Below are 23,313 nucleotides of genomic sequence, written 5' to 3'. Positions count from 1 at the left end.
ACAGAACCATGCATAGCCCATCAGGTTTTCTTTCTTCCCTCAGCAGCTTCTTCAGCACCTTGCGCCACTGGTGCAGCAGAGCGATGGCCAATCCCCGCACCTTCCTGGTGCTGGGCCTGCTCGCGCTGATCATCTTCCTGTTCCTGCTGGCCGACACGCTCGAGGTCGCCCTCATCTGGGTCGGCATGGTGCTGGGCGTGGTGCTGTTCGTCATGCTGCTGACCTGGCTGTGGCGCCGCCGCAAGGCGCGCCGCGCGGGCGGCAAGCTCACCGACATGCTGGAACACCAGGCGCAGACCGGCGCGGTGTCCAAGCGCGGCGAGGTCGAGGCGCTGCGCACGCGCCTGGCCGACGCCGTGCGCACCATCAAGACGTCGAAGCTGGGCCAGGTGTCGGGCAAGGAAGCCCTGTATGAACTGCCCTGGTACATCGTCATCGGCAACCCCGCGGCGGGCAAGAGCAGCGCGGTCATCCATTCGGGCCTGCAGTTCCCCTTCGCCGACAAGAACGGCGCGGCGGTGCGCGGCGTGGGCGGCACCCGCAACTGCGACTGGTTCTTCACCACCGAAGGCATCCTGCTCGATACCGCCGGCCGCTACTCGGTGCACGAGGAAGACCGCGAAGAATGGATGGGCTTCCTGGACCTGCTGAAGCGCTATCGTCCGCGCGCGCCCATCAACGGCATCATCGTGGCCGCCAGCATCAGCGAACTGTCGGGCTCCAGCCCCGAGTTCGCCATCAACCTGGCCAAGAACCTGCGCCAGCGCGTGCAGGAACTGGCCGACAGGCTGGAAGTGTTCGCGCCGGTGTACGTCATCTTCACCAAGGCCGACCTCATCGCCGGCTTCAGCGAATTCTTCTCGGACAGCGACCAGGCCGAGCGCGATCGCGTGTGGGGCGCCACCCTGCCCTACAGCACCGAGGAAAACCGCGACGTGCTGGCGCTCTTCGACACGCGTTTCGACGAACTGTATGACGGCCTGAAGGAGATGGGCGCCGCCCAGATCGCGCTGCGCCGCAACCACGACCTGCCCCCGGGCCTGCTGACCTTCCCGCTGGAGTTCGCCTCGATCAAGCCCGCGCTGCGCACCTTCCTGGCAACGCTGTTCGAGACCAACCCCTTCCAGCACAAGCCCGTCTTCCGCGGCTTCTACTTCACCAGCGCCCTGCAGGAAGGCGTCGCCCACAGCACCTCCACGGCGAAGCTGGCGCAACGTTTCGGCCTGGCCCCGGGCGGTCCCGAGCCCGTGCGCACCGTCACGGCCAACAACGGCTTCTTCCTGCGCGACCTGTTCTCCAAGGTGGTCTTCGCCGACAAGCGACTGGTTCGCCAGCACGCCAGTCCCGGCAAGATCCGCGCCCGCTACCTGGCCTTCTTCGGCATCGTGCTGGCGCTGGGCCTGCTGCTGGGCGGCTGGAGCTGGTCCTATATGGGCAACCGCCAGCTGGCCAGCAACGTGCAGGCCGACCTGGACCAGGTCGCGCGCATGCAGGCGGCCAGCACCGACCTGCAGAGCCGCCTGGAAGGCATGGCCATCCTGCAGGACCGCATCGAACAGCTGGATCGTTATTCCGCCAGCCGCCCGATGTCGCTGGGGCTGGGGCTCTACCAGGGCGACGTGCTGCGCGAGCACCTGCTGAAGGAGTACTACCACGGCCTGAACCAGTTCATGCTGGCGCCGGTGCGCGCCAGCCTGGAAGACTTCCTCGGCAAGGTCGACACCTCCGGCCAGTCCGCCAGCCTGCCCGGCGCGCAGGCCGGCCAGGACGGCGCCACCGCCAACAGGCCGGCCACGCCCGCCACCGTGGGCGGCAACAGCGACATGCTGTTCCAGGATGCCTCGCCGCGGAATGTCGACGACGCCTACAACGCGCTCAAGACCTACCTGATGATGGCCAACCGGCAGCACGTGGACCCCACGCACCTGTCGGACCAGATCACGCGCTACTGGCGCGGCTGGCTGGAAACCAACCGCGGCACCATGCCGCGCGACCAGATGATCCGCAGCGCCGAACGGCTGATCTCCTTCTATGCCAGCCGCTCCGCCGATCCCGCGTGGCCGCAGATCGAGACCAATCTCGCCATCGTCGAGAAGACCCGCGGCAGCCTGCGTTCCGTGATGCAGGGCATGCCCGCGCGCGAACGCGCCTATGCCACCATCAAGGCGCGCGCCGCCACGCGCTTCCCGGCCATTACCGTGGCAGGACTGGTGGGCGAGAGCGACGCGGCCGTGGTCGCGGGCAGCTTCGCCATTCCCGGCACCTTCACCCGCCAGGCCTGGGTGCAGTACGTCGAACCCGCCATCCAGGAAGCGGCCCGCCAGGAAATGCAGACCACCGACTGGGTGCTGGGCACGAGCGGGCGCGATGACCTGACGCTGGAAGGCAGCCCGGAGCAGATCCGCAAGAGCCTCGCCACGCTCTACAAGACCGAGTACGCCGAGCACTGGCAGAAGTTCCTGCGCGGCGTCACGATCCAGCCCTTCACGAGCTTCGAGCAATCGGTCACGGCCATGAACCGCCTGGGCAATCCCCAGACATCGCCGCTGGCCAAGCTCATCAACGAGACCTACGAGCAGACGTCCTGGGACAACCCCTCGCTGGTGAACGCCGGCCTGCAGCAGGCGCAGACCGGCATCGTGGCCTGGTTCAAGCGCGTCATCCTGCGCCAGACCCCGCCCGGCCCAGGCGCCCCCGCCCAGACCGCCGGCGGCGAAGCCATTCCCATGGGACCGATCGGCCGCGAGTTCTCGGACGTTGCGCGGCTCGTGGTCACGCGCGACAACCAGTCGCTGCTGGGCAACTACATGAACGCGCTGTCGCAGATCCGCACGCGCTTCAACCAGCTCAACAACCAGGGCGACCCCGGCCCAGGCGCGCTGACGCTCATGCGCCAGACGCTGGAAGGCAAGGACTCGGAATTGGCCGCCGCGCTGAAGCTCGTGGACGAGCAGATGCTGGCGGGCCTCACGCCCTCGCAGCGCGACACGCTGCGTCCGCTGCTGGTGCGTCCGCTCATCGAGGCCTACGCCATCATCATGCAGCCGGCCGAGACGGAACTGAACAAGGTCTGGGCGGCGCAGATCCACGAGCCCTTCAACCAGTCGCTGGTCAACAAGTATCCCTTCGCCGCCAGCGCCAGCGTCGAGGCCAGCGCGGAAGAGATCGGCCAGGTCTTCGGTCCGCAAGGCAGCATCGCCAAGTTCGTCAATGACACGCTGGGGCCCCTGACCGTGCGCCGCGGCGACATCCTGACCGCCCGCACCTGGGGCGACATGGGCGTCAGCCTGCAGCCCACCTTCACGGCCAACTTCGCACGCTGGGTCGCACCGTTGACGGGCGGCGCGGGTGGCGCGGCCGCGCAGGCGCAGACGCTGTTCCAGATCCAGCCGCGTCCGGCCTCGGGCATCACCGAGTACACCATCGAGATCGACGGCCAGCAGCTGCGCTACCGCAACACGCCGCCGCAATGGGTCAACTTCGTGTGGCCCAACCCGCAAGGCGCCCCCGGCGCGCGCATCACGGCCACGACCTTCGACGGCACGACGGTGGAGATCATCAACGAACCCGGCCGCTTCGGCCTGGAACGCCTGATCGGCACCGCCCAGCGCACCAGCAACGCCGACGGCAGTTTCGACATGATCTGGACCCAGTCCAATGTGTCGGTGCCGGTGAAACTGCGCATCATCAGCAGCGCCCAGGCCAGCGCCAGCGAGCCGGGCAGCCAGGGCCTGCGTGAACTGCGCCTGCCCGCCACGGTGGTGGGCGCGGCGTCCGCGCCCACCCGGCCTGCCCCCGCAGGCAACGCGGCTCCCTCCGCCGCCCAGCCGTCCCGCAACGGAGCCCAGCAATGACCGCCGCGCAATCCCTGCTTTTCCGCACCGCCTACTTCGGCAAGCTGCCCTCGCGCGGCGACTTCGTGAAGAACGCCGCCCACCCGCAGCTCATGGACTCGCTTGACAGCTGGGTGGCTGGCGCCATGGAGGTGCTGGGCCAGGACCCGCACTGGAAGCCCTTCTACGACGAAGCCCAGCCGCTGCAGTTCGCCTTCCTGGGGTCGCGCAGCAAGCTGGCCATCGCCGGCACGCTGCACCCCAGCCAGGACCAGTCGGGCCGCCGCTTTCCCTTCCTCGCCGCCACCTCGCTGGAAGTCGCGCAGCCCCTGCCCTTCATCGCGCGCAGTCCGGTCGCCTTCAGCCGGCTGTGGAGCCGCATGGACACGGCCACCGCCGCGCTGCTGGTCACGAGCGAACCGGGCCCGGGCCTGGCCGCGCTGAACGAACTGGAAGGCGAAGTGCGTCCCGCCGCCGACGACGGCTTCGACGCCTTCGTCGACCTGCAGACGGTCGAACGCGTCGAGGCCATGCTGCGCGGCGCGGGCCACAACGTCCGCATGCACGACATCGTGCTGGCGCTGGGCATCCTGCTGGCGCCGGTCATGTCCAGCGGTTCCTCCAGGCTGGGCAAGGGCCTGGCGCTGCCGCTGCCCGACGACCCGCTCTACGCCAACCTGGTCAGCGCCTACTGGATGACGCTGATCGCGCCCTTCCTGGGCCGCGCCGACTTCGAGATCGCCCTGTTCTCGGGCCGCATCGCTGGCGTGCCACGCCTCATCGTGGGCTTCGACGGTGCCTCGCCGGTCACGCTGGCCAGCATCCTGGCCGCCCCGCGCTTCCTCGCCGAGCGCCATATCGTGCTGGACGAAGCCCCGTGGGTGAACGATCACATCCAGGCCAGCCACGGCCTGGCCAAGCTGTCCAGCTACCTGCACCAGCCCCGGCTGTCGCTGCGCACCGCGCTGGACACCTTCAGCGAAGTCTTCACAGGAGCCTGAGCATGAGACTGCTCATCGTCTGCGCCGCGCTCACGCTGTCGGCCACCGCCTACGCCCAGGACGCCGCCACCGTGGTGCCGGCCAATGTCATCCCCCAACCCGGCCAGGTCGTCGCCAGCGGCGCCGTGCCCGACGAAGCCACCAAGGCCGAGGTGCTGGCCCGCCTGCAGAAGCTGTACGGCGTGGGCAACGTCATCGACCGGATCGAAGTGGGCGGCGTCGTCGCGCCGCCGAACTGGTCGCAGCACGTGGGCCGCCTGATCGACGCGCCGCTCAAGGACATCAGCCGCGGCCAGCTGGAAATCGACGGCACGCAGGTGCGCCTGCGCGGCGAGGTGACCAACGAGGCCAAGCGCCAGCAAATCGCCAGCACCTTCGCCACGTCGCTGAATCCCACCTATCGCATCGTGAACGGCCTGCACGTGTCGGCCGACCAGCGCGAACAGCATCTGCTGGACGACCTGCTGACCGATCGCACGGTGGAGTTCGAGACCGGCAGCGCGCGGCTCACGCAGCAAGGCCGGGCGCTGCTCGACCAGATCGCCGACGTGATCCCCAAGCTCACCAGCGACAAGGTCCAGGTCATCGGCCACACCGACAGCTCGGGCAGCCGCGCCACCAACCTGGCCTTGAGCCAGGCGCGCGCGGACGCGGTCAAGGCCTACCTGATCGACAAGGGCCTGCCGCCCTCGCGCTTCGAGGCCACGGGTGTCGGCCCCGACCAGCCGCTGGCCACGAACAGCACGGCGGAAGGGCGCGCCAAGAACCGGCGGATCGAGTTCCGGGCGTCCCGCTGAGCAGCGGGCACCCAGCCATGGAAAAGGGCTCCCTCTGAACTGACCCCCGAAAGTTGGACGAAATCCAATCTTCGGGGGTTTTTGCATGGCGAAGTACGACGAGCAGTTCAAGCTCAGGGTAGTCAGGCGGTATTTATCGGGCTCGGCGGGAGCCAAGACGGTCGGTGCTGAGCAGGGTCTTGGCCATGCGACGGTCAGACGCTGGGTGCAGAGCTACCGGGAGCATGGCCTGTCCGGGTTGCGCCGCAAGGGGGCAAGCTATGACGCAGCCTTCAAGCTGCAGGTGCTCAGGCGAATGCGGCAGGAGCACTGGTCGCAGGCCCAGACGGCGGCCGCGTTCAACATTCGCTGTGCGACTCACATTGGCAAGTGGGCACGCCAGTATGATGCGGGAGGACTGGGCGCATTGGCGCCCAAACGTAGAGGTCGACCTCCGATGCCCCACAAGCACCCGCCCGCGCCAATTCCCACGGACATGACTGCCGAGCAGATGCGCGAGGAGCTGGCCTATCTGCGCGCGGAGAATGATTATCTAAAAAAATTGAAGGCCTTGATCGAAGCGGAACGGACCGAAGCGCTGGTGAAAAAGCGCAAATTGTCCAAGGATTGAGGCCGACACATCCGCTGTCGCTATTGCTGCGGGCGGCCAAGCTCTCGCGCAGCACGTTCTACTACCATCTGAAGGCGCAGGGTGCGGTCGATCAGTACGCCGCGCTCAAGGCCAAGATCCGTGCTATCTACACACGTCACAAGGGCCGCTACGGCTACCGGCGCATCACGGCCGCGCTGCGCCAGGCCGGCCAGTGCGTGAACCACAAGACGGTGCAGAAGCTGATGCGGGCGTTGGGACTGAAGTCCTTGGTGCGGCCGAAGAGGTATCGCTCGTACCGAGGCGAGGTAGGCCGCGTGGCGCCGAACGTGCTGGCGCGCCAGTTCGAGGCCGACCGTCCGAACCAGAAGTGGGTCACCGACGTGACGGAGTTCAACGTGCGCGGCCAGAAGCTGTATCTGTCGCCGGTGATGGACCTGTACAACGGTGAGATCGTGGCCTACGAGACCAGCGAACGCCCGCTGTTCGGGCTGGTGGGCAACATGCTCAAGAAGGCGATGCGCCGCCTGTCGCCGGGCGACCAACCGCTGCTGCACTCGGACCAGGGCTGGCAGTACCAGCAGCCCAGCTACCGGCGCATGCTGGCCGATCGTGGCCTCACGCAAAGCATGTCGCGCAAGGGCAACTGCCTGGACAACGCCGCCATGGAGAGCTGGTTCGCCACGCTCAAGACCGAGTGCTTCTACCTGCGCCGCTACGACAGCATCGAGCAGCTTCAAAAGGCCATCGGCCAGTTCATCCACTACTACAACCACCAGCGTATCCGGCTCAAACTAAAAGGCCTGAGCCCGGTGCAATACCGAACTCAGGCCTTGGCCGCCTGATCTTTTAAACTGTCCAACTTCTGGGGGTCAGTTCACTCGGGAGCCCTTTTTTCACACTCGCGGCGCTCAGTTGCCGTCGGACGGCTTGCGCGCCACGCCCAGGATTTCCTCCAGCGCGCTGAGCGTTTCCTCGTTCTTCAGCACGGTGCGCAGCCACAGGTGCAGCGACATCTCGCCCCAATCCGCCGCCTTGTCGGCCAGGTAGGCCACCGGGCTGTGCGGTTCGGTGCGGCGGAAGAAGGCCGCCACGTCCCGCAGCTGCGCCAGCGCCTGCTCGCGCGATTGCAGGGGCCCCGGGATGGGCGCGGGCGCCGCCGGCACCGTGGCCGGCGCGGCCAGGGCGGGCGACAGCGTGGGCTCGATGCGGGCGGACGCGCTGTCGGGCACGGCAGCCGCCGGCGCGGCCGCGGGTTCCGAGCGCTCGGCCAGTCCGGCTTCGCGCGCGAAACGGCGCGTCAGGTCGCTGACCTGCCTCAGGCTGGTGCGCAGCGGCGAGAACGCGGGACCCTCATCGCCCAGGCGCTCGGTCAGGGTGGCTTCCAGCGCATCCACGGCCTGCGCGCAGGTATGCAGGTCCTGTTCCAGGCGCAGGTAGAACGTCGCAGGCGTGTCGCGGCGCGCCTGGTCGTACTGCTCCATCGTCACGCGGCCCTGCGACAGGTCATTGGCGCGTTGCGGCTCACGGCGGATCGAATTGGCCAGGGCCGAGGCGCTGTCCCACACCGCGGCGCCATAACGTCCGCCTTCGGTATCGGTCAGCGGCAGCTCGGTCACCAGCTGGCGCGAGCGCGACAGCAGCCAGGCCAGGTTGCCCACGCGCTGCTGCGCGTCGCCGTCTTCGGGCACGGGATGCACCGTGTCCCAGTAGTCGCGGCACAGGCCGTCCACCAGCAGCAGGCCGTCGCGCAGGCCCGGAAAGCCGCGCGTCTTGGCCCAGGCTTCCGCCAGCCAGCCCGCCACGCGCAGATCCTTGCTGCGCGTGCTCAGCACCTCGGCGCAGACGCGCGCCACGCGGTGCCAGTCGGCCTCCTTGATGTCGGTGACCCAGTCACCCTGGTCCAGATGCGGATCGTCCTGCCGGCGCGCTTCGCGGATCTCGTCGAACTCGGCGGAGAACACCATGTCCTCGCCAGCCGGCGCGTCGCCGGGGATGGGTTGCAGCAGCGTGTTGATGTCCGTCGTCATGATGGAGGCTGTATGAAGGGCAGATGACGCACGCGCGGCGCCACGCCGCGCGATGGGCTCACATCCTAACCGGGAAGGCGCGCTGTTACGTCTTCCTGACACGACCGCTTACAAAGCCGCGCGCGCCCTGCCGCTATCATGTGGCCTCGATTGTGGCGCCCAGCCTGGGCCGCAGCCCGCGCCTGTCCGAGGATCACCATGAAGAAGACGTTCTCGCTCGCCCCCAACGGCACGTATGTCATCGGCAAGCCGCGCCGTTGTCCCGACGGCACCTATGTCGGCGGCACCGGCGCCATCACGCGCGCCCCCGATGGCACCTACGTCGCGGGCAAGCCGCAGCGCGCGCCCAATGGCCGCTACCTGGGCGGCGAAGGCCGCGTCACCCTGGCGCCGGACGGCAGCTTCGTGGTGGGCATGCCCCGCCTCACGCCCGCCGGCGGCTATCTCTGATTTCCCGTCCTTCCTTCCGATCCGCCAGGAGCATCCGGACATGGCGCAACGCCCTGTGATCCGCAAGGGCGACACCACCTCGCATGGTGGCGTCGTCGTCACCGGCGACGAAACCGTCGTCATCTTCGGCCAGCCGATGGCACGCGTGGGCGACCAGGTCACCTGCCCGCGTTGCAACGGCACCCACGTCATCGTGGAAGGCATCGAAACCACCGGCTCGGACCGCAAGACCGCGCTGGAAGGCATGAAGACTTCCTGCGGCGCCACGCTCATCGCCAGCCAGCGTTTCTATCAGCTCGGCTGAAGCACGGCCAGGCCTGCCGCGTCAGCCCTGGCCTGTCGGGCCGTGATCAACGGTTGATCACGGAATCCAGGATGATGCCGGTGGCCACGCCCACCAGGAAATACTCGGCGCCCACGCCGACCCAGTGGTAGCCGTGGCGAGGCGGCGGCAGGCGATGCCCCCGCCAGTCCCGCACCACATAGCGCGGTTCGCGGTAGTAAGGCGGCAGGCGTTCGCCGCGCGACCAGCGTCGTTGTGTCGGATAGACGTTCACCACCACGGGTGCGCGGCCGCGATAGGCCCGGCGGTCGTCCTTCCAATGATGGCCGCCATTCCAGCCACGACGGTCATCCTTCCAGTCACGGCGATCATGGTGCCGGTCACCGCGCCGCGGGCCATCGTCGCGCCAATGCGGCCCATCGCCGCGGCCGCGCCAATCCCTTCCGTCGGGGCCGGCCATTGCCGGCAGGGTTGCCACCGCCAGCACGGCGGCAAGCAGGAGTCGGGTAGAGAGCGTCTTCATGATTCTTCCATCGAAGCGGCAAGCTGCGCCGTTGAGGAAATTCTAGGCAGCCCCATCGCGGAAGGTGTGTCGATTCTGTAGCAAACCGGGGGGTGGCGGACGATGCTGATTTCAGCCGATTTCAAGCCAGCCCGAACGTTGCGTTCCCGCCCCATCCCGCCGCGTGTCATCGCCGCCGCGGCGGCACCGTCACGAACCCCGCCTCGAAGCGCTGCACCGCCTGCGCCTCGCCCTGGGCCGTCCACACGGACAGCCCCGTCGTCGTGCCCGGGTCGGCCGTGACCGGCAGCGCGGCCACCGGCTTCGGTTGATAGCCGTCCATGATCTTGCGCACGTACTGCTTCGTCTCCGCGTAGTTGGGCACGCGATTGCCCGCGCGCTGCACCGCCCCTTCCCCCGCGTTATAGGCCGCCAGCACCAGCGCGAGATCGCCGTCGTAGCGCGCCAGCAAGTCGCGCAGATAGCGCGTGCCTGCGTCCACGTTCATGTCCAGCTTGCGCAGGTTCTGCGCAAAGACGGCGTCCGTGCCCGGGATCCCATAGCGGCGCGCCGTGTCGGGCATGAGCTGCATGAGGCCCACCGCCCCCTTGGGCGACACCGCGTCCACGTCGAAACCCGACTCGGCCTCGGCCACCGCGTGCAGCAGGCCGTAGTCCACGCCGTGGCGTTGCGCGGCCCGCTCCAGCGCCTGCCGGATTTCCGCGGTGGGCTGGGCGGCACGGCGGGCGCCGCCCGCGCGTGCGGACAAGTCGCGGAACAGCAGGCGATAGCGCGCATCCACCGCGCGGGCCGAAAAATGCGCCATGCCGGCCTCGTCGTACATCACATAGACGTCACCTGCCCGGGAGGACGAGATCGGCAAGAGGAGAAGACACGCCAGCGCGCCAGCGGTCCGGGCCAGGAGGATAGACATGGAATCAGGGAAGGAAAACGAGGCTGGACGCGGCCGTGGCCGCGCCGTCGAACGCGATGATCCTGACGGATCACCCCGGGTGGAATTTTACAAGAATGACAATCATTTTTATTTAGAATAAAATTAAATCTTGTTAACCTTCGCGCCCCATCCGTTGCCAGACGCGCGGCGATCCCGTAAATACGCAGCGTGGCGCATGGCTTCGGGGGAACGGCGAAGGTGCGCAAGGGGTGCAACACGTTCGACAGAGGACGCTGGCGGAAAGCAATGCAACGCTGGCGAGGAAAAAGCATGCGGATACTGCTGATCGAAGACGACAGCAAGGTGAGCTACTGGCTGGCCAGCAAGTTTCAGGCAAGTGGCCATCATTGCGTGCCAGTCGAATCGGGCGAGGCCGCGCTGGACGCGCTGGATCGTCACGCCTTCGACATCGTGGTGCTGGACCGCATGCTGCCCGGCATGGATGGCATGGAGGTGCTGCGCCGCCTGCAAGGCCGCCCGCATCCGCCCGTCATCATCCTTTCCGCCGTCGACCAGGCCTCCGACCGGGTCGAGGGACTTCGTGCGGGCGCGCAGGACTACGTGGGCAAGCCTTTCGACTTCCCCGAGCTGATGGTGCGCATGGAGCTGCTGGTGCAACGCAGCGATGACACGCCCGGCAACACGGGACGCCTGTGCGTGCGCGACCTGCAGATCGACCTGATGCGCCGCAAGGTCACCCGCTCCGGGCGCGACATCAACCTGACCGACAAGGAATTCCTGCTGCTGCGCACGCTGGCCGAACACGCCGGCCAGACGGTGCCGCGCGGCATGCTGCTGGAGAAGGTCTGGGGCCTGCAGTTCGATCCACAGACGAATCTCATCGACGTGCATGTTTCCAAGCTGCGCTCCAAGATCGACCGCGACTTCGCCCAGCCGCTGCTCAAGACGGTGCGGGCCATGGGCTACGTGCTGAGCTGACCGATGTCCACGTTGTCGCAATCCTTCTGGCCGCCTCTGCGAGCGTTCTGCCGCGGCCCCTTGCGCGGCCTGGCGCAAGCGTGGCGGCCGTTCTGGCAGAACCCCGGCGCGCACGCCGGCCCGGCAGAGTCCTCCGTCGCGCTGCGCACCAGCCACTTCCGCCAGACGACCTGCTTCGCCTTCATCTTCCTGCTTGTCACGCTGGGGTCGATCGCCTGGGGCCAGAACCTGCTCGAACAGGTGATGATCCGGCACGTGAAGGACATGGTGGCCACCGAGATCCGCGCCCACCAGACACTGAGCGGCCGCGACAGCGCCGCCCAGCTGGCGCTCGCGCTCAGCCAGCGCGAGACCACCGTCAACCGGCGGGAACGCGCGGCCGCCGTCCAGGACGCCGACGGCACCCTGCTCTATGGCAACGCCGAACTGCTGGCGCCCGGCCTGTGCGCGGGCCGGGCGGAACCGTGCCGCGGCTGGCTGCGCAGTTCGCACACGGGCGGCGACGGCATGCGGGAATGGCTGGGCCACGCCTATCTGCTGCCGGATGGCGGGCGCTACATCATCGCCTACGACATCCTGCCCATGCTCAACCGCATCTATCCGGTGCCGCTGGTGGTGGGCCTGAGCGTCTTTACCGCCTTGCTGCTCAGCCTGGGCGCCGGGCTTTTCTTCAGCATGGACGCGGCCAACCGCATCTCCCGCATCCGCCAGGCGATGGGCCGCTTCGCGCGCGGCGAGCTGGACGCCCGCGTGGCGCTGCGGGGCAGGCAGGACGAGTTCGACCAACTGGGCAAGGACGTGAACCAGGCGCTGGGGCGCATCTACTTCCTGATGGAAGAAGTGCGCAACGCCACCAACCACATCGCCCACGAGCTGCGCACGCCCTTGACGCGGCTGCAGCAGCGCCTGAGCAATGCCGCCGACACCATCCGCGACAACCCGGCCGCCGACAACGAGCTGGCGCTGGCGGAAGAAGAGATCCGGCGCATCCTGTACCTGTTCCGCGCGGTCATGCGCATCAGCGAGATCGAGACCGGCCGCTGCCACCATGAACCCGCCCCCATCGATATCCCCGCCCTGCTGCGGGACCTGCACGAGTACTACGACGTGCTGGCCGAGCAACGCGAACTGCGCCTGCTGACGACCCTGGATGAAGACCTGGCGCTGCACGGCGACGCCGCCCTGCTCTTCCAGGCGCTGGTCAACCTGGTCGACAACGCGATCAAGTATGCCCCTGCCGGCACCACCATCACGCTGCTCGCCCGCCGGGCTGGCGCCGGGCTGGAGCTGGGGGTTGCCGACGAGGGACCGGGCATCGACGCCGGCCATCGCGGCCAGGCCGTGCAGCGTTTCCGCCGCCTGACCCATGACCGCACCATCGCCGGCCATGGCCTGGGACTGGCCCTGGTGCAGGCCGTGGCGGCGCTGCACGAGGGCAGCCTCGTGCTGGGCGACAACCCGCTCCCGCGCGCGGCGCCAGGGGGGTTGCGAGGCCTGATGGCGGTGTTGCGCCTGCCCGCCACACCCGCCGCGCAAGCAGGTTCCTGAACGTTCCTGAACGACTTTTAATGATTGAACCGTTGCCGCGTAGCTGCAAATGAATCCTAATATCGTCTGTACGAAGGCCGGTCTGGCCGGCCTGTTTCCGCCCTTCTTTTCCAGGACTATCCCCGTGACTTCCCGCATCCAGCAATTCCTTCGCGACGAAAGCGGCGTGACCGCCATCGAATACGGCATCCTGGCCGCTGCCATGGCAGCGGCTGTCGGCGTGATCTTCGGTTCCGACGGCGCCTTCATCTCCGCCCTGCGCGACAAGTTCGGCGCCATCGCCTCGGACATCACCGAAGCCGGCACCGACACCCGTTCGGGCGGCTGATTTCCCCCATGAACGCCACGCTCGCCAGCATCGTCCTGCTGCCCGCCCTGGCCTGGGTGGTCGTCTCCGATCTGCTGTACCGCCGCATCAGCAACACGCTGGTGCTGGCGTTGCTGCTGTCGTGGGCGGCCTACGCGGCCTGGGTACTGGCGCAAGGCGACGCCGGCCAGCGCAGCGCGCTGCTGACAGGCGCGCTGGCCAGCATCGCCGTGCTGGCAGTGGGTTATTTCCTCTTCACGATGCGCTGGATGGGCGCGGGCGACGCCAAGCTCATGGCGGTGCTCTGCCTCTGGCTGGGCGACCACACCTTCGTCTTCCTCATCGTGACGGCGCTTGCCGGTGGCGTGCTGGCCCTGGCCCTGCCGCTGCTGCGCATGCTTGAGCGGACACTGGCACTGGGCCTGGTCCGGCTCAACACCTGGCTGTCCACGCTGGTCTTTCCCACGCCGCATGCCTTGCGGCCAGAACAGACCCAAGGCATTCCCTACGGACTCGCCATCGCCAGCGGCGCGGCCTTCGTGCTCTGGAGCGCCAGCTAGCGCCCGCAACACCCCGCTCGTCCTCTTGCCCCACCCTTGACCAGATTCCTCCGCCCTGACGGCGCTGTCACGCCACGGCTGAGAATAAAAAGCTAAATCGATCTCATTTGAAATGAAAACCAGATCCCTGATCCTGCTTGCCTCGGCGATCACACTGGCCGCCGGCGCGGCCCTGGTGGGCCGCGCGCTGATGCGGCCGCCTCCCCCCGTGACCATCGTCAAGGAAGTGGCGGCGCCCGCCAAGCCCCAGCAGCAGCGCCAGGTGCTGGTTGCCGCCCGGCCGCTGACACCCGGGGAATTCCTGGACGGCGGGTCGCTGGCCTGGCGTGCGCTGCCTGAAGACAGCCTGCGCGTCGAACACTACACCGCCAGCGTCGACGCCGACCGCCGCAAGATCGAGCAGGAAGTCGTGGGCGCGACGCCGCGCCGCAACCTGGCCGAAGGCGATGCGCTGACGCGCGAGACGCTGGTGCGCAACGGCGAGCACGGCTTCATCGCCACGGTGCTCAAGCCCAACATGCGCGCCGTCTCCATCCCCATCAACGCGGTCAGCAGCAACACCGGCCTGGTGAATGCCGGCGATCGCGTGGACGTGATCCTGTATCTCGAGCGCAAGGAAATGGAGATGCAGTCCCAGGACCTGCCCAACGGCGCCTACACGCTGCTGGCCGCCCAGACCATCGTCCAGGACGCGCGCGTGCTGGGCCTGAACGGCAACCCCTCCGGTATCGGCCCCAAGCTGCCTGCCGAGACCGACGAGAACACATCCGGCGGCCGCTCTCCCATCCGTGTCCTGTACGAAAGCATCACGCTGGAAGTGACGCCCGCCGACGCCGAGCGTCTCGCAATGGCCCGAGAAATCGGCGCCCTGCAGGTCGCGCTGCGTGGCGGGCGCCAAGAGGGCACGGCGACGGCCCAGGCCACCCACGCGGATATCTCGCCCGCCGTGACCCGGCTGGGCAATGCCACCGACATCTTCAAGCTGCCGACCCCGCAGGCGGTCAAGACATTCCGCGGTGAGCAACAAGGCCAGCAGACCTTCGCCCCGACGGCCCGATGACGATGCGCGTTCTCCGCACCCTTGCGGCACAGTCCGCCCCCCTTACCGACCCTTCCCACGCTGACATGATCCACCACGAGCCCCGCCGCGGCATCGTCCTGCGCCACCTCCAGCCCGGCCTGGCCGCCACGCTGTGCCTGCTGGCCGGCGCGAATGCCCTGGCCGCGCCGCCGACCCCCGTCGCATTGACCGGAGAGCGCCCCGCCGTCGCCGTGCAAAGCACGCCAAGCAAGCTCCCCTCGCCGCTGCAGCAAGTGCCCCCGTCGGGCGAGATCACGCTGCACGTTCGCGAAGGCCACCTGCTGAAGCTGCGGCGCGACGCCGCCAAGGTGCTGGTGGCCGACCCGCGCGTCGCCAGCTTCCAGGTGCCCTCGCCCAACAACATCTTCGTCTTCGCCCAGGGCGTGGGCACCACCACGCTGTACGCGCTGGACGCCCAGGACCAGGTGATCGCGGCCATCCGCGTCGTCAGCGAGCACAACCTGAAGGCGCTGCGCGAACAGATCCTGCGTTCGGTGCCCGGCGCCGACATCGAGCTGGAACCCTCGCTGAACAGCCGCATCATCGTGCGCGGCAAGGTCCGCACGCCCATCGAAGCACGCCAGGTGGTGGACCAGATCCAGGCCTACCTGGACGGCCTGGCCGGACAAGGCGGCCAGGGTGGCGGCGGCGGCGGTGGCGGCGGGAACAACCGCGACCAGGTCATCAATCAACTGAAGGTCGAGCTCTCTTCTCAGATCAACATCCAGGTCCGCGTGGTCGAGGTCTCCCGGTCGCTGTCGCATGAGCTCGGCTTCGACTGGGCCGCCACGCTGAACTCCGGCAGCGGCGCCTGGGGCGTCATGACCGGCGGCGCGGCGGGCGGCTTCGCCAAGGCCACCGAGGTGGTCAACCCCTCGCTCTTCGACTCGGTCACCGGCACGACCTTCTCGAACCTCATCCCGGGCTCCACCACGTCGCGCTTCGCGGCAGGCGGCATGCGCACCCGCGGCCGTTTCACGATGGGCGGCCTGATCTCCGCCCTGTCGTCCGAAGGCTTCGCCACCGTGCTGGCCGAGCCCAACCTGACGGCCATGTCCGGCGAAAGCGCCGCCTTCGCCGCGGGCGGCGAAGTGCCCATCGTCATCATCACCAACAACAACGTCCAGATCGACTTCAAGTCGTATGGCGTGATCCTGCGCATGACGCCCACGCTGCTGTCGGCCAACCGCATCAGCCTGCGCATCGCGCCCGAGGTCAGCGAATTGACCGAAGACGGCGCGGTGACGTTGCAAGGCGTTTCCGTGCCCGCGCTGAAGGTGCGCCGCGCCGACACCACCGTGGAACTGGCCAGTGGGCAGAGCTTCGCGCTGGCCGGCATGCTGCGCTCCACGCAGGCCCAGACGGTGCAGGGCGTGCCCGGATTGAGCAGCATCCCCTGGCTGGGCCGCCTCTTCGAGCACGAGGTCTCGGCCAAGGACGAAACCGAGCTGGTGATCCTGGTCACCGCCAACGTGGTCGACCCGGTCAGCGCCGGCGACCTGCAAGTGCCGGGCCAAGGCCTGCCCGGCATCGACGAGCTGGTGCCGCAGCAAGCCGCCATCGGCTACCTGTACTGAGCACCCAGCAAGGACACGCCATGACTCATCACACTTTCCTGACATCCAAGCCCGCCGCGACGTGGCGATTGCTGCCCCTGGTCCTGCTGGTCGCGCTGGCCGGGTGCCAGTCGCCGATCCACGAGACGCGCGCCAAGCGCTTCGGCACCGGCGTCGCCCCGCAGGCCATCACCGCCGAGCCGCGCGCCGTCGCGTTGGCCCTGCAGATCGCGCCGGATGGCCGCGGGCTGTCGCCCGACTCGCTGCGCGAGGCCAATGCCATGCTGAGCAGCCAGGGCCGCATCGAGACCCAGGTGCTGACGCTGACGCCCTTCAATGCGCAGGGCGCCGAGATCGCGCAACGGCTGGCCCAGGCGCTGGCGCGCAGCGGCGCGCGCGAGCCGCGCGTCGAAGCCGTGCCTGCCGACCCGCAACGCGTCGCACAGGCCGCCGAAGCCGGTTGGGACCTCGAGCTGCAATCCGAAGCGCTGGCCGTGGACATTCCGCGCTGCGGCATCGCCAAGCCCAACGAGTGGACCATCCACCCCTACTACGGCGTCGGCGCGCTGGGTTGCGCCAACCGCGCCAACATCGCCCGCATGGTCAGCGACCCGCGCGACCTGTCGCGTCCGCGCACGCTGGAAGGCGCGGACGGCAAGGCAGCCGCGGGCGCCGTCGAGCGCTACCAGACGGGCGAAACCCGCGACCTGCTCGACATCGACTTCGACAACTGATGACCATGAGCACCTACAACAGCGGCAACGCCCCCTCCTCCCGCGACGACCTGCCCGCCAACGGACCTGCCGTCTTCGCCGCCGCGGCCGACCTGGCCGTCATCGGCGGCCAACTGGAACGTCTCCAGCGCCCTGCCGCCGTGCTGCAGGCCGGCGGCCCCACCGAAGCGGCCGCCTGGTGCGCCGCGAACGGCGAGGCGGCCGTCATCCTGGTCGACATCACCGGCCAGGCCCATCCCATCGCCGCCCTGCTGGCGCTGGCTTCCCAGGCCGGTCCCGCCTGCCGCCTGATCGCACTGGGCGACAGGCAGGACGTCGACCTGTACCGCCAACTGCTGCAAGCGGGCATCTTCGACTACCTGGTGAAGCCGCCACGCCTGGACGTCCTGGGCGACGCGCTGGCGCGCGCCGACCAGGACGAGCCCCTGGCCCAGGGCGGCAACGCCCGCGCCGGCCGCTCCGCCGCCTTCGTGGGCACGGGCGGCGGACTGGGCGTCAGCACGCTCACCGCCACGCTCGGCCAATGGCTGGCACACACCCGCCAGACCCCGACCGTGCTGGTGGACTTCGACCGCCGCAAGGGCGACCTGCCCTTGCTGCTGGGCCTGGAAGCCGACACCGGCCTGGCCAGCCTGCTGGCGGCGCCCGGCATCGACCCCCGCCTGCTGCAACGCACGCTGCTGGCGGCCGCGCAGCAACCCGGCCAGGCCCCCTCCCGCCTGCATCTGCTGGCGCAACGTCCCGGCCCGGAAACACCCATCGATCCCGAACGCGCGCTGGAGCTGGGCGGCGCGCTGTGCCAGTGGTTCTCGCTGTCGCTGTGGGACCTGCCTTCGCATCGCCCCGCCGGCGCGGACGACGTGCTGGCACACGCGGACATCCGCGTGGTGCTGACCGAGATGACGGTCCAGGGCGCGCGCAACGCCCATCGGCTGCTGGCGGAACTGGGCCAGAGCAATCCGAACCAGCGCCTGCTGCTGGTGGCCAGCGCCGCCCGCCTGGCGCAAGCGCCCACGCTGCCCGCCGCCCAATTCGAGGATTTCGTCGGCCACGCCATCGACCATCACCTGCCGCACGCCGGCCAGGCGCTGGCCGCCAGCCTGCTGCAGGGGCCGCTGGACACCCGCCAATCACCTGCCTATGCCCAGGCCGCCGTGCAACTGGGCGGCCGCATCCTGGGACTGCCCGACATCGCGTCGCGCGGCACCACAGGCGTGGCGCAACGCCTGCGCGCATGGATCAACCGCCGCCCCGCCAATGCCGGCGCTGCCCGCGCCTGATAGAAAGGACCGACAGACATGCTGCCTCGCCGCAAGACTGTTCCGACGCCCGCCGCGAAGCCCTCGCCGGCGCCCACGCCGGCCATGACACCGCCCACGCCCGCCGCGCCGGCCGCCAACGACCACGTCTCGCGGCCGGCGCGCGCGGCAGCGCCTGTCCATGCCACGACGCCCAAGCCCGTGCCCGGCGCCGCCGTGGTGGCCACGGAGAACGCCAGCCAGCGCCGCGTCATCCGCGATGAACTCTTTGCGCAGATCGATCCCTTGAAGGCGGCGGCGATGCCGCGCAACACGCTGCAATCGCAGATCGACGCGCTCATCCGCCGCATCTGCGACGAACAGCGCCTGCAACTGTCGGCGCAGGAAGAACTGCACATCTCGCGCCAGATGCTGGACGAGATGGTGGGCGTGGGCCCCATCGAGCCGTTGCTGCACGATGACTCGGTCAACGACATCCTGGTGAACGGCGCGGGGCAGATCTTCATCGAGCGCTACGGCAAGCTCGAAAAATCGTCCATCACCTTCATCGACGAAGAACACGTCTTCAACACGGCGCAGCGCATCGCGGCGCGTGTGGGCCGCCGTATCGACGAAGCCAACCCCATGGTCGACGCCCGCCTGCCCGACGGCAGCCGCGTCAACGTCATCACGCATCCGCTGGCGCTGGGCGGCACGACGATCTCGATCCGCAAGTTCATGCGGCGCGACCTGTCGCTGGAATCGCTGGCCCAACGCGGCGCCATGTCGATGGACATGGCGGTGCTGCTGCGCCGCGCGATGGAAGCCCGGCTGAACATCATCGTCTCGGGCGGCACCGGCGCCGGCAAGACGACCCTGCTGAACGCGCTGTCGCAGAAGATCAGCCCGCTCGAACGCATCATCACCATCGAAGACGCGGCCGAACTGCAGTTGCAGCAGGAACACGTGGTCACGCTGGAGACACGCCCCGAAAGCGCCGAAGGCACGGGCCGCGTGGACCAGCGCGACCTGATGAAGAATGCCCTGCGGATGCGGCCCGACCGCATCATCCTGGGCGAGGTGCGCGGCGGCGAATGCTTCGACATGCTGCAGGCCATGAACACCGGCCACGACGGCTCGCTTTGCACGGTGCACGCCAACACGCCGCGCGACGCCCTCATGCGCCTGGAGAACATGGTGATGATGGCCAACATGCAGCTGCCGCTGCCCGCCATCCGCCGCCAGATCGCCAGCGCGGTGGACCTCATCGTGCAGATCGAACGCATGCGCGACGGCGGCCGCCGCGTGGCGTCCATCGTGGAAGTGTGCGGCATGGAAGAGGAAGTGATCCAGACACAGGAGCTTTTCGCCTTCCGTTCGCGTCCCGGCTCGACCTCCACCCAGGTGCTGGGCGAGCACATCGGCAGCGGCCTGCGCCCGAACTTCTATACCGACAAATCCCACCTGTTCGACCAGGACATCGCCTGAGCGTCACGCCAGGCCGCCCCCCATGCTCGATCTCTTCACCCTGCTCGTCTTCCTGCTGGTCTTCATCGGCTTCTATGCCGTGCGCGCGAACAGCCGCCGGCAACGCCGCGCGGACGCGATGGCGGCCCGCCTGGCCGGCCTGCGCCAGCAGATGCTGCGAGAAAGCGGACAGGCCGAGGCCGTGCTGCAGTCCGCCGACTCGATCGCGCTGCCCGGCCAGTCTGACCTGCTGCCGCGCTGGCCGTGGCTGGGCCGCCGCCTGACCCGCCTGCGCGATGGCCTGAAGGCGCTGGGCTGGCTGCGCACCCTGCGCCAGCGCGTGCTGCTGTCGGCGGCCGTGGCCCTCGTGGGGGGCATCGCGGTGGTGCACATGAGCGGCACGCCCTTCGCGCTGGTGCTGCTCGCCGCGCCCGTGCTGTGGCTGGCGCTGTGCACGGTGGCCTATCAACAGGCCATGGGCAAGCACCTGGTCGCGCTCACCCGCAGCCTGCCCGAGGCCATCGACGCCATCACCCGCATCTGCCGTTCGGGCGTGCCGCTGCACAGCGCCTTCGGCATCGCCGCCGATCACCTGCACGGCCCGCTGGCGCCGGAGCTGCGCGAGATCGAGAACTGGCTGAAGCTGGGCGTGCCCCTGAAGCAGGCCATGCAGCATTCCGCCGTGCGCGTGCCACTCGCCGAATACCGCTTCTTCGCAGTCATCCTCATCATCAGCCAGGAATCCGGCGGCCGCCTGGGCGACACGCTGGAGCGCCTGTCCGCCACGCTGCGCGCCCGCGCCGAACTGGGCATGAAGGTGCAGGCCAAGACGTCGGAAGCGCGCGCCTCGGCCAAGATCGTCGCCCTGCTGGTACCCGGCGTGCTGCTCTACATGTACCTGAACTCGCCCAACGATTTCCGCTTCATGTTCAACGACGCCGCCGGCATCAAGGTCATGGCCTACGCCGCCCTGAGCGTGGGCCTGGGCCTCTTGATCACCCACCTGATGGTCAAGCGCATCCGCTGACGGCCACGAGTCCTCCCATGTCCTTCCTCTCCGATCCTCTTGCACCCGTCCTGCTGCTGGCCTTCGTGGCCGGCCTGGTGCTGACGGTGTGGCTGCTGCGCGCCGAGTCGCGCCGCAATCCCCTGCATGAGCGCCTGGGCCCCAACCAGGCCGAGCGCGCCGAACTGGCGGCGCAATCCATCTCGCTGAATGATCGCGCGCCGCTGTCGCCCGCGCTGAACGCCATCGCGGCTTTCGGCCAGAAACTGGCCGGCACGGCACAGGACCGCCTGGCCATCGAGCGGCTGCTCGCCCAGGCGGGCTGGCGCCGTGCGGAAGCCACCGGCCTGTTCATGGCGGCCAAGTACGGCAGCGGCGTGCTGCTCTGCGCGGCCGGCCTGTGGTTGTTCACCAGCCCGCAAAGCCGCTTCGGCATGTCGGGCCTGGCGGTCGGCCTGGTGGCGCTCTTCGTCGGCACCACCCTGCCCGAACTGGTGGTCAAGATACGCGCCGCGCGCCGCCACGAGGCCCTGACCCGCAGCATGCCCGACGCCCTGGACCTGATGGTGATCTGCGCCGAAGCGGGCCTGCCCTTCCCGCGCATCCTGAAGGTGGTTTCACGAGAACTGGCCTTCAGCGCGCCGGCCATGGCCGACGAACTTGCCTACACCAGCGCCGAGCTGCAACTGCTGCCCGACCGCGCAGCGGCGCTGCGCCACCTGGCCGATCGCACCCGCGTGCCCACCATCGAAAGCATGGTCGGTTCGCTGCTGCAGGCCGAACGCTATGGCACGCCGCTGGCGCAGGCACTGCGCACCATCGCGGAAGAAAGCCGCAGCCGCCTCATCCTGGAACTGGAAGAGAAGGCCGGCAAGCTGCCCGCCCAGCTGAGCGTGCCGCTCATGACCCTGATCCTCCCGCCCGTGGTGGCCATCGTCGCCACCCCCGCGCTCATGCGCGTCATCCGGACCCTGATGCAATGACCGTGCCTTCCTTTTCCCGACTCCTGCGCCCGCTGGCGGCCAGCCTGCTCGCCGCCACGCTGAGCGCCTGCGGCGGCATCACCATCCAGGCCGATGCCAGCAATGGGCCTGCCGGCAAGCGCAACGTCCCCACGCCGGCCCCCACCACCGCCGCGGCACCACGTCCGCCGGCCAACAGCGCCGACAGCACGGCCGAAGGCCTGAAGCTGGCCCGCCTGCTGCGCGACCAGGGCCGTTATGAAGGCGCGGCCGGCGTCTATGCGCAACTGGAACAGCGCGGCGCGCTGAAGCCGCTGGAAGTGCTGGAATACGCCAGCGTCGCGGCGCCCGTGCAAAGCCCGCAGGAGAACCTGGCCCTGTTCGGACGCGCGCGCCGCGCGCTGAACGAGGCAGGCGCGAAACTGTCCGCCGCCGCCACCGTGACCCTGTGCAACGGCCTGGGCCGCGCCCGCATGAACATGGGCCTGCAGGATGCCGCGCTGGCGGACTTCGACTGCACGCTCGCCGTCGACGCCAACAACGTCCCGGCCCTGAACGCCAAGGGCGTGCTGCTGGATGCGCGCGGAGACCACGACGGTGCGCGCAAGCTCTTCAGCCAGGCCCTGGAGCTGGACCCGTCCGACTTCCGTGCGCTGAACAACCTGGCGTTGTCCCACCTGGCCAGCGGCGACCCCGAGCAAGCCATCCGCCTGCTGTCGCAGACCGATGCCCGCACCCTGCCCACCCTGGCGCTGAACCTCGCCTTCGCCCGCGCACTGCAGGGCGACGAAGCGGGTGCGCGCCAGTCGCTCTCGGCCATCATGTCGCCCTCATTGGTACCGCGCGCGCTGGAGGACTTCGCCCAGCGCCGCCAGCGCATCCGCGACGGCGCCCCCGTGGCCGGTGAGTTGCTGGCGGCCAGCCGCCACCTGCTGCAGCTGCGCGAGCAGGAGAAGGACGGCAATGGCTAAGCGTCCTGCCCTGCCGCGCCGCCAGCGCGGCTCGCTGTCGGTCGAGGCGGCCTATGTGCTGCCGGTGATCATCGCCGCGGCCATGATGTTCATGGAACTGGCCAACATCGGCCTGACCATCAACATGGGCGCCAGCGCGCTGGAGCGCGCCGTGCAGCAATTCCGCCAGGACGGTCCGGCCAGCCTGGCCGACGGCGGCGCCATGGAGTCGCTGCTGCGCCAGCGCATGGCGGCCGCCTCGCACAACTACCTGGACGAGTCCAACATCGCCACGGTGGAAGTCGAGCGCTACACCTCGCTGGACGCGATGGGTGGCGGCACGGAAGACGAGGAGACCACGCCCAACGCCTTCAGCAGCCAGCCTGCCTGGCGCATCGAGGTGGACATCCGCAAGGACTTCATCACGCCGCTGCCGCGCCTCCTGGGCGTGGACAGCAGCGCCTTCCGCTACCGCTACCAGCAGGTGCTGGCCTACCTGCCGCAACGCACGGAGACCGAATAGCC

General features: G+C 68.8%; 22 protein-coding genes. 19 read left to right on the top strand and 3 right to left on the bottom strand.

What is annotated here, in order from left to right:
• Positions 1–83 precede the first annotated feature (83 nt).
• The 4 genes from tssM to ODI_RS03885 all read left to right on the top strand — a co-directional run bounded on the left by tssM (position 84) and on the right by ODI_RS03885 (position 7,065).
• The gene (gene tssM / locus ODI_RS03900; RefSeq protein ID WP_067752337.1) at positions 84–3,854 is read left to right on the top strand and encodes a type VI secretion system membrane subunit TssM; all 3,771 of its coding nucleotides are present in this window, start codon (positions 84–86) and stop codon (positions 3,852–3,854) included.
• On the top strand, positions 3,851–4,834 hold the full coding sequence (gene tagF / locus ODI_RS03895) for a type VI secretion system-associated protein TagF (protein ID WP_067752340.1): 984 nt from the start codon (positions 3,851–3,853) through the stop codon (positions 4,832–4,834). The genes tssM and tagF overlap by 4 nt, the downstream gene beginning before the upstream one ends.
• Positions 4,835–4,836: 2 nt before the next feature.
• Entirely contained in the window at positions 4,837–5,631 is a 795-nt protein-coding gene (locus ODI_RS03890; protein WP_067752343.1) for an OmpA family protein, read from the top strand.
• Positions 5,632–5,716: 85 nt separating this feature from the next.
• Positions 5,717–7,065 (top strand): IS3 family transposase gene (locus ODI_RS03885; protein ID WP_098020833.1). Its coding sequence is split into 2 segments (ribosomal slippage): positions 5,717–6,203 and positions 6,203–7,065, totalling 1,350 coding nucleotides; the frame shifts between segments, so codons are not numbered across the junction.
• 66 nt (positions 7,066–7,131) lie between these two features.
• Here the strand turns inward: ODI_RS03885 and tssA are convergent.
• Positions 7,132–8,250 (bottom strand): type VI secretion system protein TssA, encoded by a 1,119-nt coding sequence (tssA, locus tag ODI_RS03880; protein WP_067749716.1) that lies wholly within the window; start codon positions 8,248–8,250, stop codon positions 7,132–7,134.
• Positions 8,251–8,448: 198 nt separating this feature from the next.
• Between tssA and ODI_RS03875 the strand changes: the two genes are divergently transcribed.
• Positions 8,449–8,700: a hypothetical protein gene (locus ODI_RS03875; protein ID WP_067749714.1), complete on the top strand. Its 252-nt coding sequence runs from the start codon at positions 8,449–8,451 to the stop codon at positions 8,698–8,700.
• Positions 8,701–8,740: 40 nt separating this feature from the next.
• Positions 8,741–9,004, top strand: a complete 264-nt coding sequence (locus ODI_RS03870; protein WP_067749712.1) for a PAAR domain-containing protein — start codon at positions 8,741–8,743, stop codon at positions 9,002–9,004.
• 46 nt (positions 9,005–9,050) lie between these two features.
• Here ODI_RS03870 and ODI_RS03865 read toward each other — a convergent pair whose 3' ends face one another.
• Positions 9,051–9,506 (bottom strand): RcnB family protein, encoded by a 456-nt coding sequence (locus ODI_RS03865; RefSeq protein WP_067749710.1) that lies wholly within the window; start codon positions 9,504–9,506, stop codon positions 9,051–9,053.
• A 166-nt stretch (positions 9,507–9,672) separates the two neighbouring features.
• Positions 9,673–10,419 carry a lytic transglycosylase domain-containing protein gene (locus ODI_RS03860; protein WP_082985136.1) on the bottom strand — a complete coding sequence of 249 codons (747 nt, stop codon included), beginning with the start codon at positions 10,417–10,419 and terminating at the stop codon, positions 9,673–9,675.
• A gap of 291 nt (positions 10,420–10,710) precedes the next feature.
• Between ODI_RS03860 and ODI_RS03855 the strand changes: the two genes are divergently transcribed.
• The 13 genes from ODI_RS03855 to ODI_RS03795 all read left to right on the top strand — a co-directional run bounded on the left by ODI_RS03855 (position 10,711) and on the right by ODI_RS03795 (position 23,311).
• Positions 10,711–11,379 (top strand): response regulator transcription factor, encoded by a 669-nt coding sequence (locus ODI_RS03855; protein WP_067749707.1) that lies wholly within the window; start codon positions 10,711–10,713, stop codon positions 11,377–11,379.
• 3 nt (positions 11,380–11,382) lie between these two features.
• Entirely contained in the window at positions 11,383–12,927 is a 1,545-nt protein-coding gene (locus tag ODI_RS03850) for a sensor histidine kinase (RefSeq protein ID WP_067749705.1), read from the top strand.
• A 124-nt stretch (positions 12,928–13,051) separates the two neighbouring features.
• Positions 13,052–13,255 carry a Flp family type IVb pilin gene (locus tag ODI_RS03845; RefSeq protein WP_067749703.1) on the top strand — a complete coding sequence of 68 codons (204 nt, stop codon included), beginning with the start codon at positions 13,052–13,054 and terminating at the stop codon, positions 13,253–13,255.
• A gap of 8 nt (positions 13,256–13,263) precedes the next feature.
• Complete coding sequence (locus ODI_RS03840; protein WP_067749701.1) at positions 13,264–13,794, top strand: A24 family peptidase; 531 nt, start codon at positions 13,264–13,266, stop codon at positions 13,792–13,794.
• 112 nt (positions 13,795–13,906) lie between these two features.
• The gene (gene cpaB / locus ODI_RS03835) at positions 13,907–14,854 is read left to right on the top strand and encodes a Flp pilus assembly protein CpaB (RefSeq protein WP_067749699.1); all 948 of its coding nucleotides are present in this window, start codon (positions 13,907–13,909) and stop codon (positions 14,852–14,854) included.
• A gap of 65 nt (positions 14,855–14,919) precedes the next feature.
• Positions 14,920–16,452, top strand: a complete 1,533-nt coding sequence (locus ODI_RS03830; RefSeq protein WP_067749697.1) for a type II and III secretion system protein family protein — start codon at positions 14,920–14,922, stop codon at positions 16,450–16,452.
• A 20-nt stretch (positions 16,453–16,472) separates the two neighbouring features.
• Positions 16,473–17,165, top strand: a complete 693-nt coding sequence (locus tag ODI_RS03825) for a CpaD family pilus assembly protein (protein ID WP_067749695.1) — start codon at positions 16,473–16,475, stop codon at positions 17,163–17,165.
• A 5-nt stretch (positions 17,166–17,170) separates the two neighbouring features.
• Positions 17,171–18,445, top strand: coding sequence for an AAA family ATPase (locus ODI_RS03820; protein WP_157929711.1), 1,275 nt, complete (start codon positions 17,171–17,173; stop codon positions 18,443–18,445).
• An 18-nt stretch (positions 18,446–18,463) separates the two neighbouring features.
• On the top strand, positions 18,464–19,891 hold the full coding sequence (locus ODI_RS03815) for a CpaF family protein (RefSeq protein WP_067749690.1): 1,428 nt from the start codon (positions 18,464–18,466) through the stop codon (positions 19,889–19,891).
• A 22-nt stretch (positions 19,892–19,913) separates the two neighbouring features.
• On the top strand, positions 19,914–20,897 hold the full coding sequence (locus tag ODI_RS03810; RefSeq protein WP_067749688.1) for a type II secretion system F family protein: 984 nt from the start codon (positions 19,914–19,916) through the stop codon (positions 20,895–20,897).
• A gap of 17 nt (positions 20,898–20,914) precedes the next feature.
• Positions 20,915–21,859, top strand: coding sequence for a type II secretion system F family protein (locus tag ODI_RS03805; RefSeq protein ID WP_067749685.1), 945 nt, complete (start codon positions 20,915–20,917; stop codon positions 21,857–21,859).
• Positions 21,856–22,809, top strand: a complete 954-nt coding sequence (locus ODI_RS03800; RefSeq protein ID WP_067749683.1) for a tetratricopeptide repeat protein — start codon at positions 21,856–21,858, stop codon at positions 22,807–22,809. The genes ODI_RS03805 and ODI_RS03800 overlap by 4 nt, the downstream gene beginning before the upstream one ends.
• On the top strand, positions 22,802–23,311 hold the full coding sequence (locus tag ODI_RS03795; protein ID WP_067749681.1) for a hypothetical protein: 510 nt from the start codon (positions 22,802–22,804) through the stop codon (positions 23,309–23,311). The genes ODI_RS03800 and ODI_RS03795 overlap by 8 nt, the downstream gene beginning before the upstream one ends.
• Positions 23,312–23,313: the final 2 nt, after the last annotated feature.

The organism is Orrella dioscoreae, assembly GCF_900089455.2.
GTDB classification, from domain to species: domain Bacteria; phylum Pseudomonadota; class Gammaproteobacteria; order Burkholderiales; family Burkholderiaceae_B; genus Orrella; species Orrella dioscoreae.
The sequence above is the reverse complement of the archived record's forward strand: the minus strand, read 5'-3'. Positions and strand labels throughout refer to the sequence as shown.

Excerpts from the sequence above, each read along its gene's own strand:
- ODI_RS03865 (WP_067749710.1), bottom strand. The coding sequence starts at position 9,506 with ATGAAGACGCTCTCTACCCGACTCCTGCTTGCCGCCGTGCTGGCGGTG.
- ODI_RS03810 (WP_067749688.1), top strand. The coding sequence starts at position 19,914 with ATGCTCGATCTCTTCACCCTGCTCGTCTTCCTGCTGGTCTTCATCGGC.
- ODI_RS03805 (WP_067749685.1), top strand. The coding sequence starts at position 20,915 with ATGTCCTTCCTCTCCGATCCTCTTGCACCCGTCCTGCTGCTGGCCTTC.
- cpaB (WP_067749699.1), top strand. The coding sequence starts at position 13,907 with ATGAAAACCAGATCCCTGATCCTGCTTGCCTCGGCGATCACACTGGCC.
- ODI_RS03875 (WP_067749714.1), top strand. The coding sequence starts at position 8,449 with ATGAAGAAGACGTTCTCGCTCGCCCCCAACGGCACGTATGTCATCGGC.
- ODI_RS03800 (WP_067749683.1), top strand. The coding sequence starts at position 21,856 with ATGACCGTGCCTTCCTTTTCCCGACTCCTGCGCCCGCTGGCGGCCAGC.
- ODI_RS03815 (WP_067749690.1), top strand. The coding sequence starts at position 18,464 with ATGCTGCCTCGCCGCAAGACTGTTCCGACGCCCGCCGCGAAGCCCTCG.
- ODI_RS03890 (WP_067752343.1), top strand. The coding sequence starts at position 4,837 with ATGAGACTGCTCATCGTCTGCGCCGCGCTCACGCTGTCGGCCACCGCC.
- ODI_RS03870 (WP_067749712.1), top strand. The coding sequence starts at position 8,741 with ATGGCGCAACGCCCTGTGATCCGCAAGGGCGACACCACCTCGCATGGT.
- ODI_RS03820 (WP_157929711.1), top strand. The coding sequence starts at position 17,171 with ATGAGCACCTACAACAGCGGCAACGCCCCCTCCTCCCGCGACGACCTG.
- tssA (WP_067749716.1), bottom strand. The coding sequence starts at position 8,250 with ATGACGACGGACATCAACACGCTGCTGCAACCCATCCCCGGCGACGCG.
- ODI_RS03855 (WP_067749707.1), top strand. The coding sequence starts at position 10,711 with ATGCGGATACTGCTGATCGAAGACGACAGCAAGGTGAGCTACTGGCTG.
- ODI_RS03830 (WP_067749697.1), top strand. The coding sequence starts at position 14,920 with ATGATCCACCACGAGCCCCGCCGCGGCATCGTCCTGCGCCACCTCCAG.
- tssM (WP_067752337.1), top strand. The coding sequence starts at position 84 with ATGGCCAATCCCCGCACCTTCCTGGTGCTGGGCCTGCTCGCGCTGATC.
- ODI_RS03825 (WP_067749695.1), top strand. The coding sequence starts at position 16,473 with ATGACTCATCACACTTTCCTGACATCCAAGCCCGCCGCGACGTGGCGA.
- tagF (WP_067752340.1), top strand. The coding sequence starts at position 3,851 with ATGACCGCCGCGCAATCCCTGCTTTTCCGCACCGCCTACTTCGGCAAG.
- ODI_RS03840 (WP_067749701.1), top strand. The coding sequence starts at position 13,264 with ATGAACGCCACGCTCGCCAGCATCGTCCTGCTGCCCGCCCTGGCCTGG.
- ODI_RS03860 (WP_082985136.1), bottom strand. The coding sequence starts at position 10,419 with ATGTCTATCCTCCTGGCCCGGACCGCTGGCGCGCTGGCGTGTCTTCTC.
- ODI_RS03850 (WP_067749705.1), top strand. The coding sequence starts at position 11,383 with ATGTCCACGTTGTCGCAATCCTTCTGGCCGCCTCTGCGAGCGTTCTGC.
- ODI_RS03795 (WP_067749681.1), top strand. The coding sequence starts at position 22,802 with ATGGCTAAGCGTCCTGCCCTGCCGCGCCGCCAGCGCGGCTCGCTGTCG.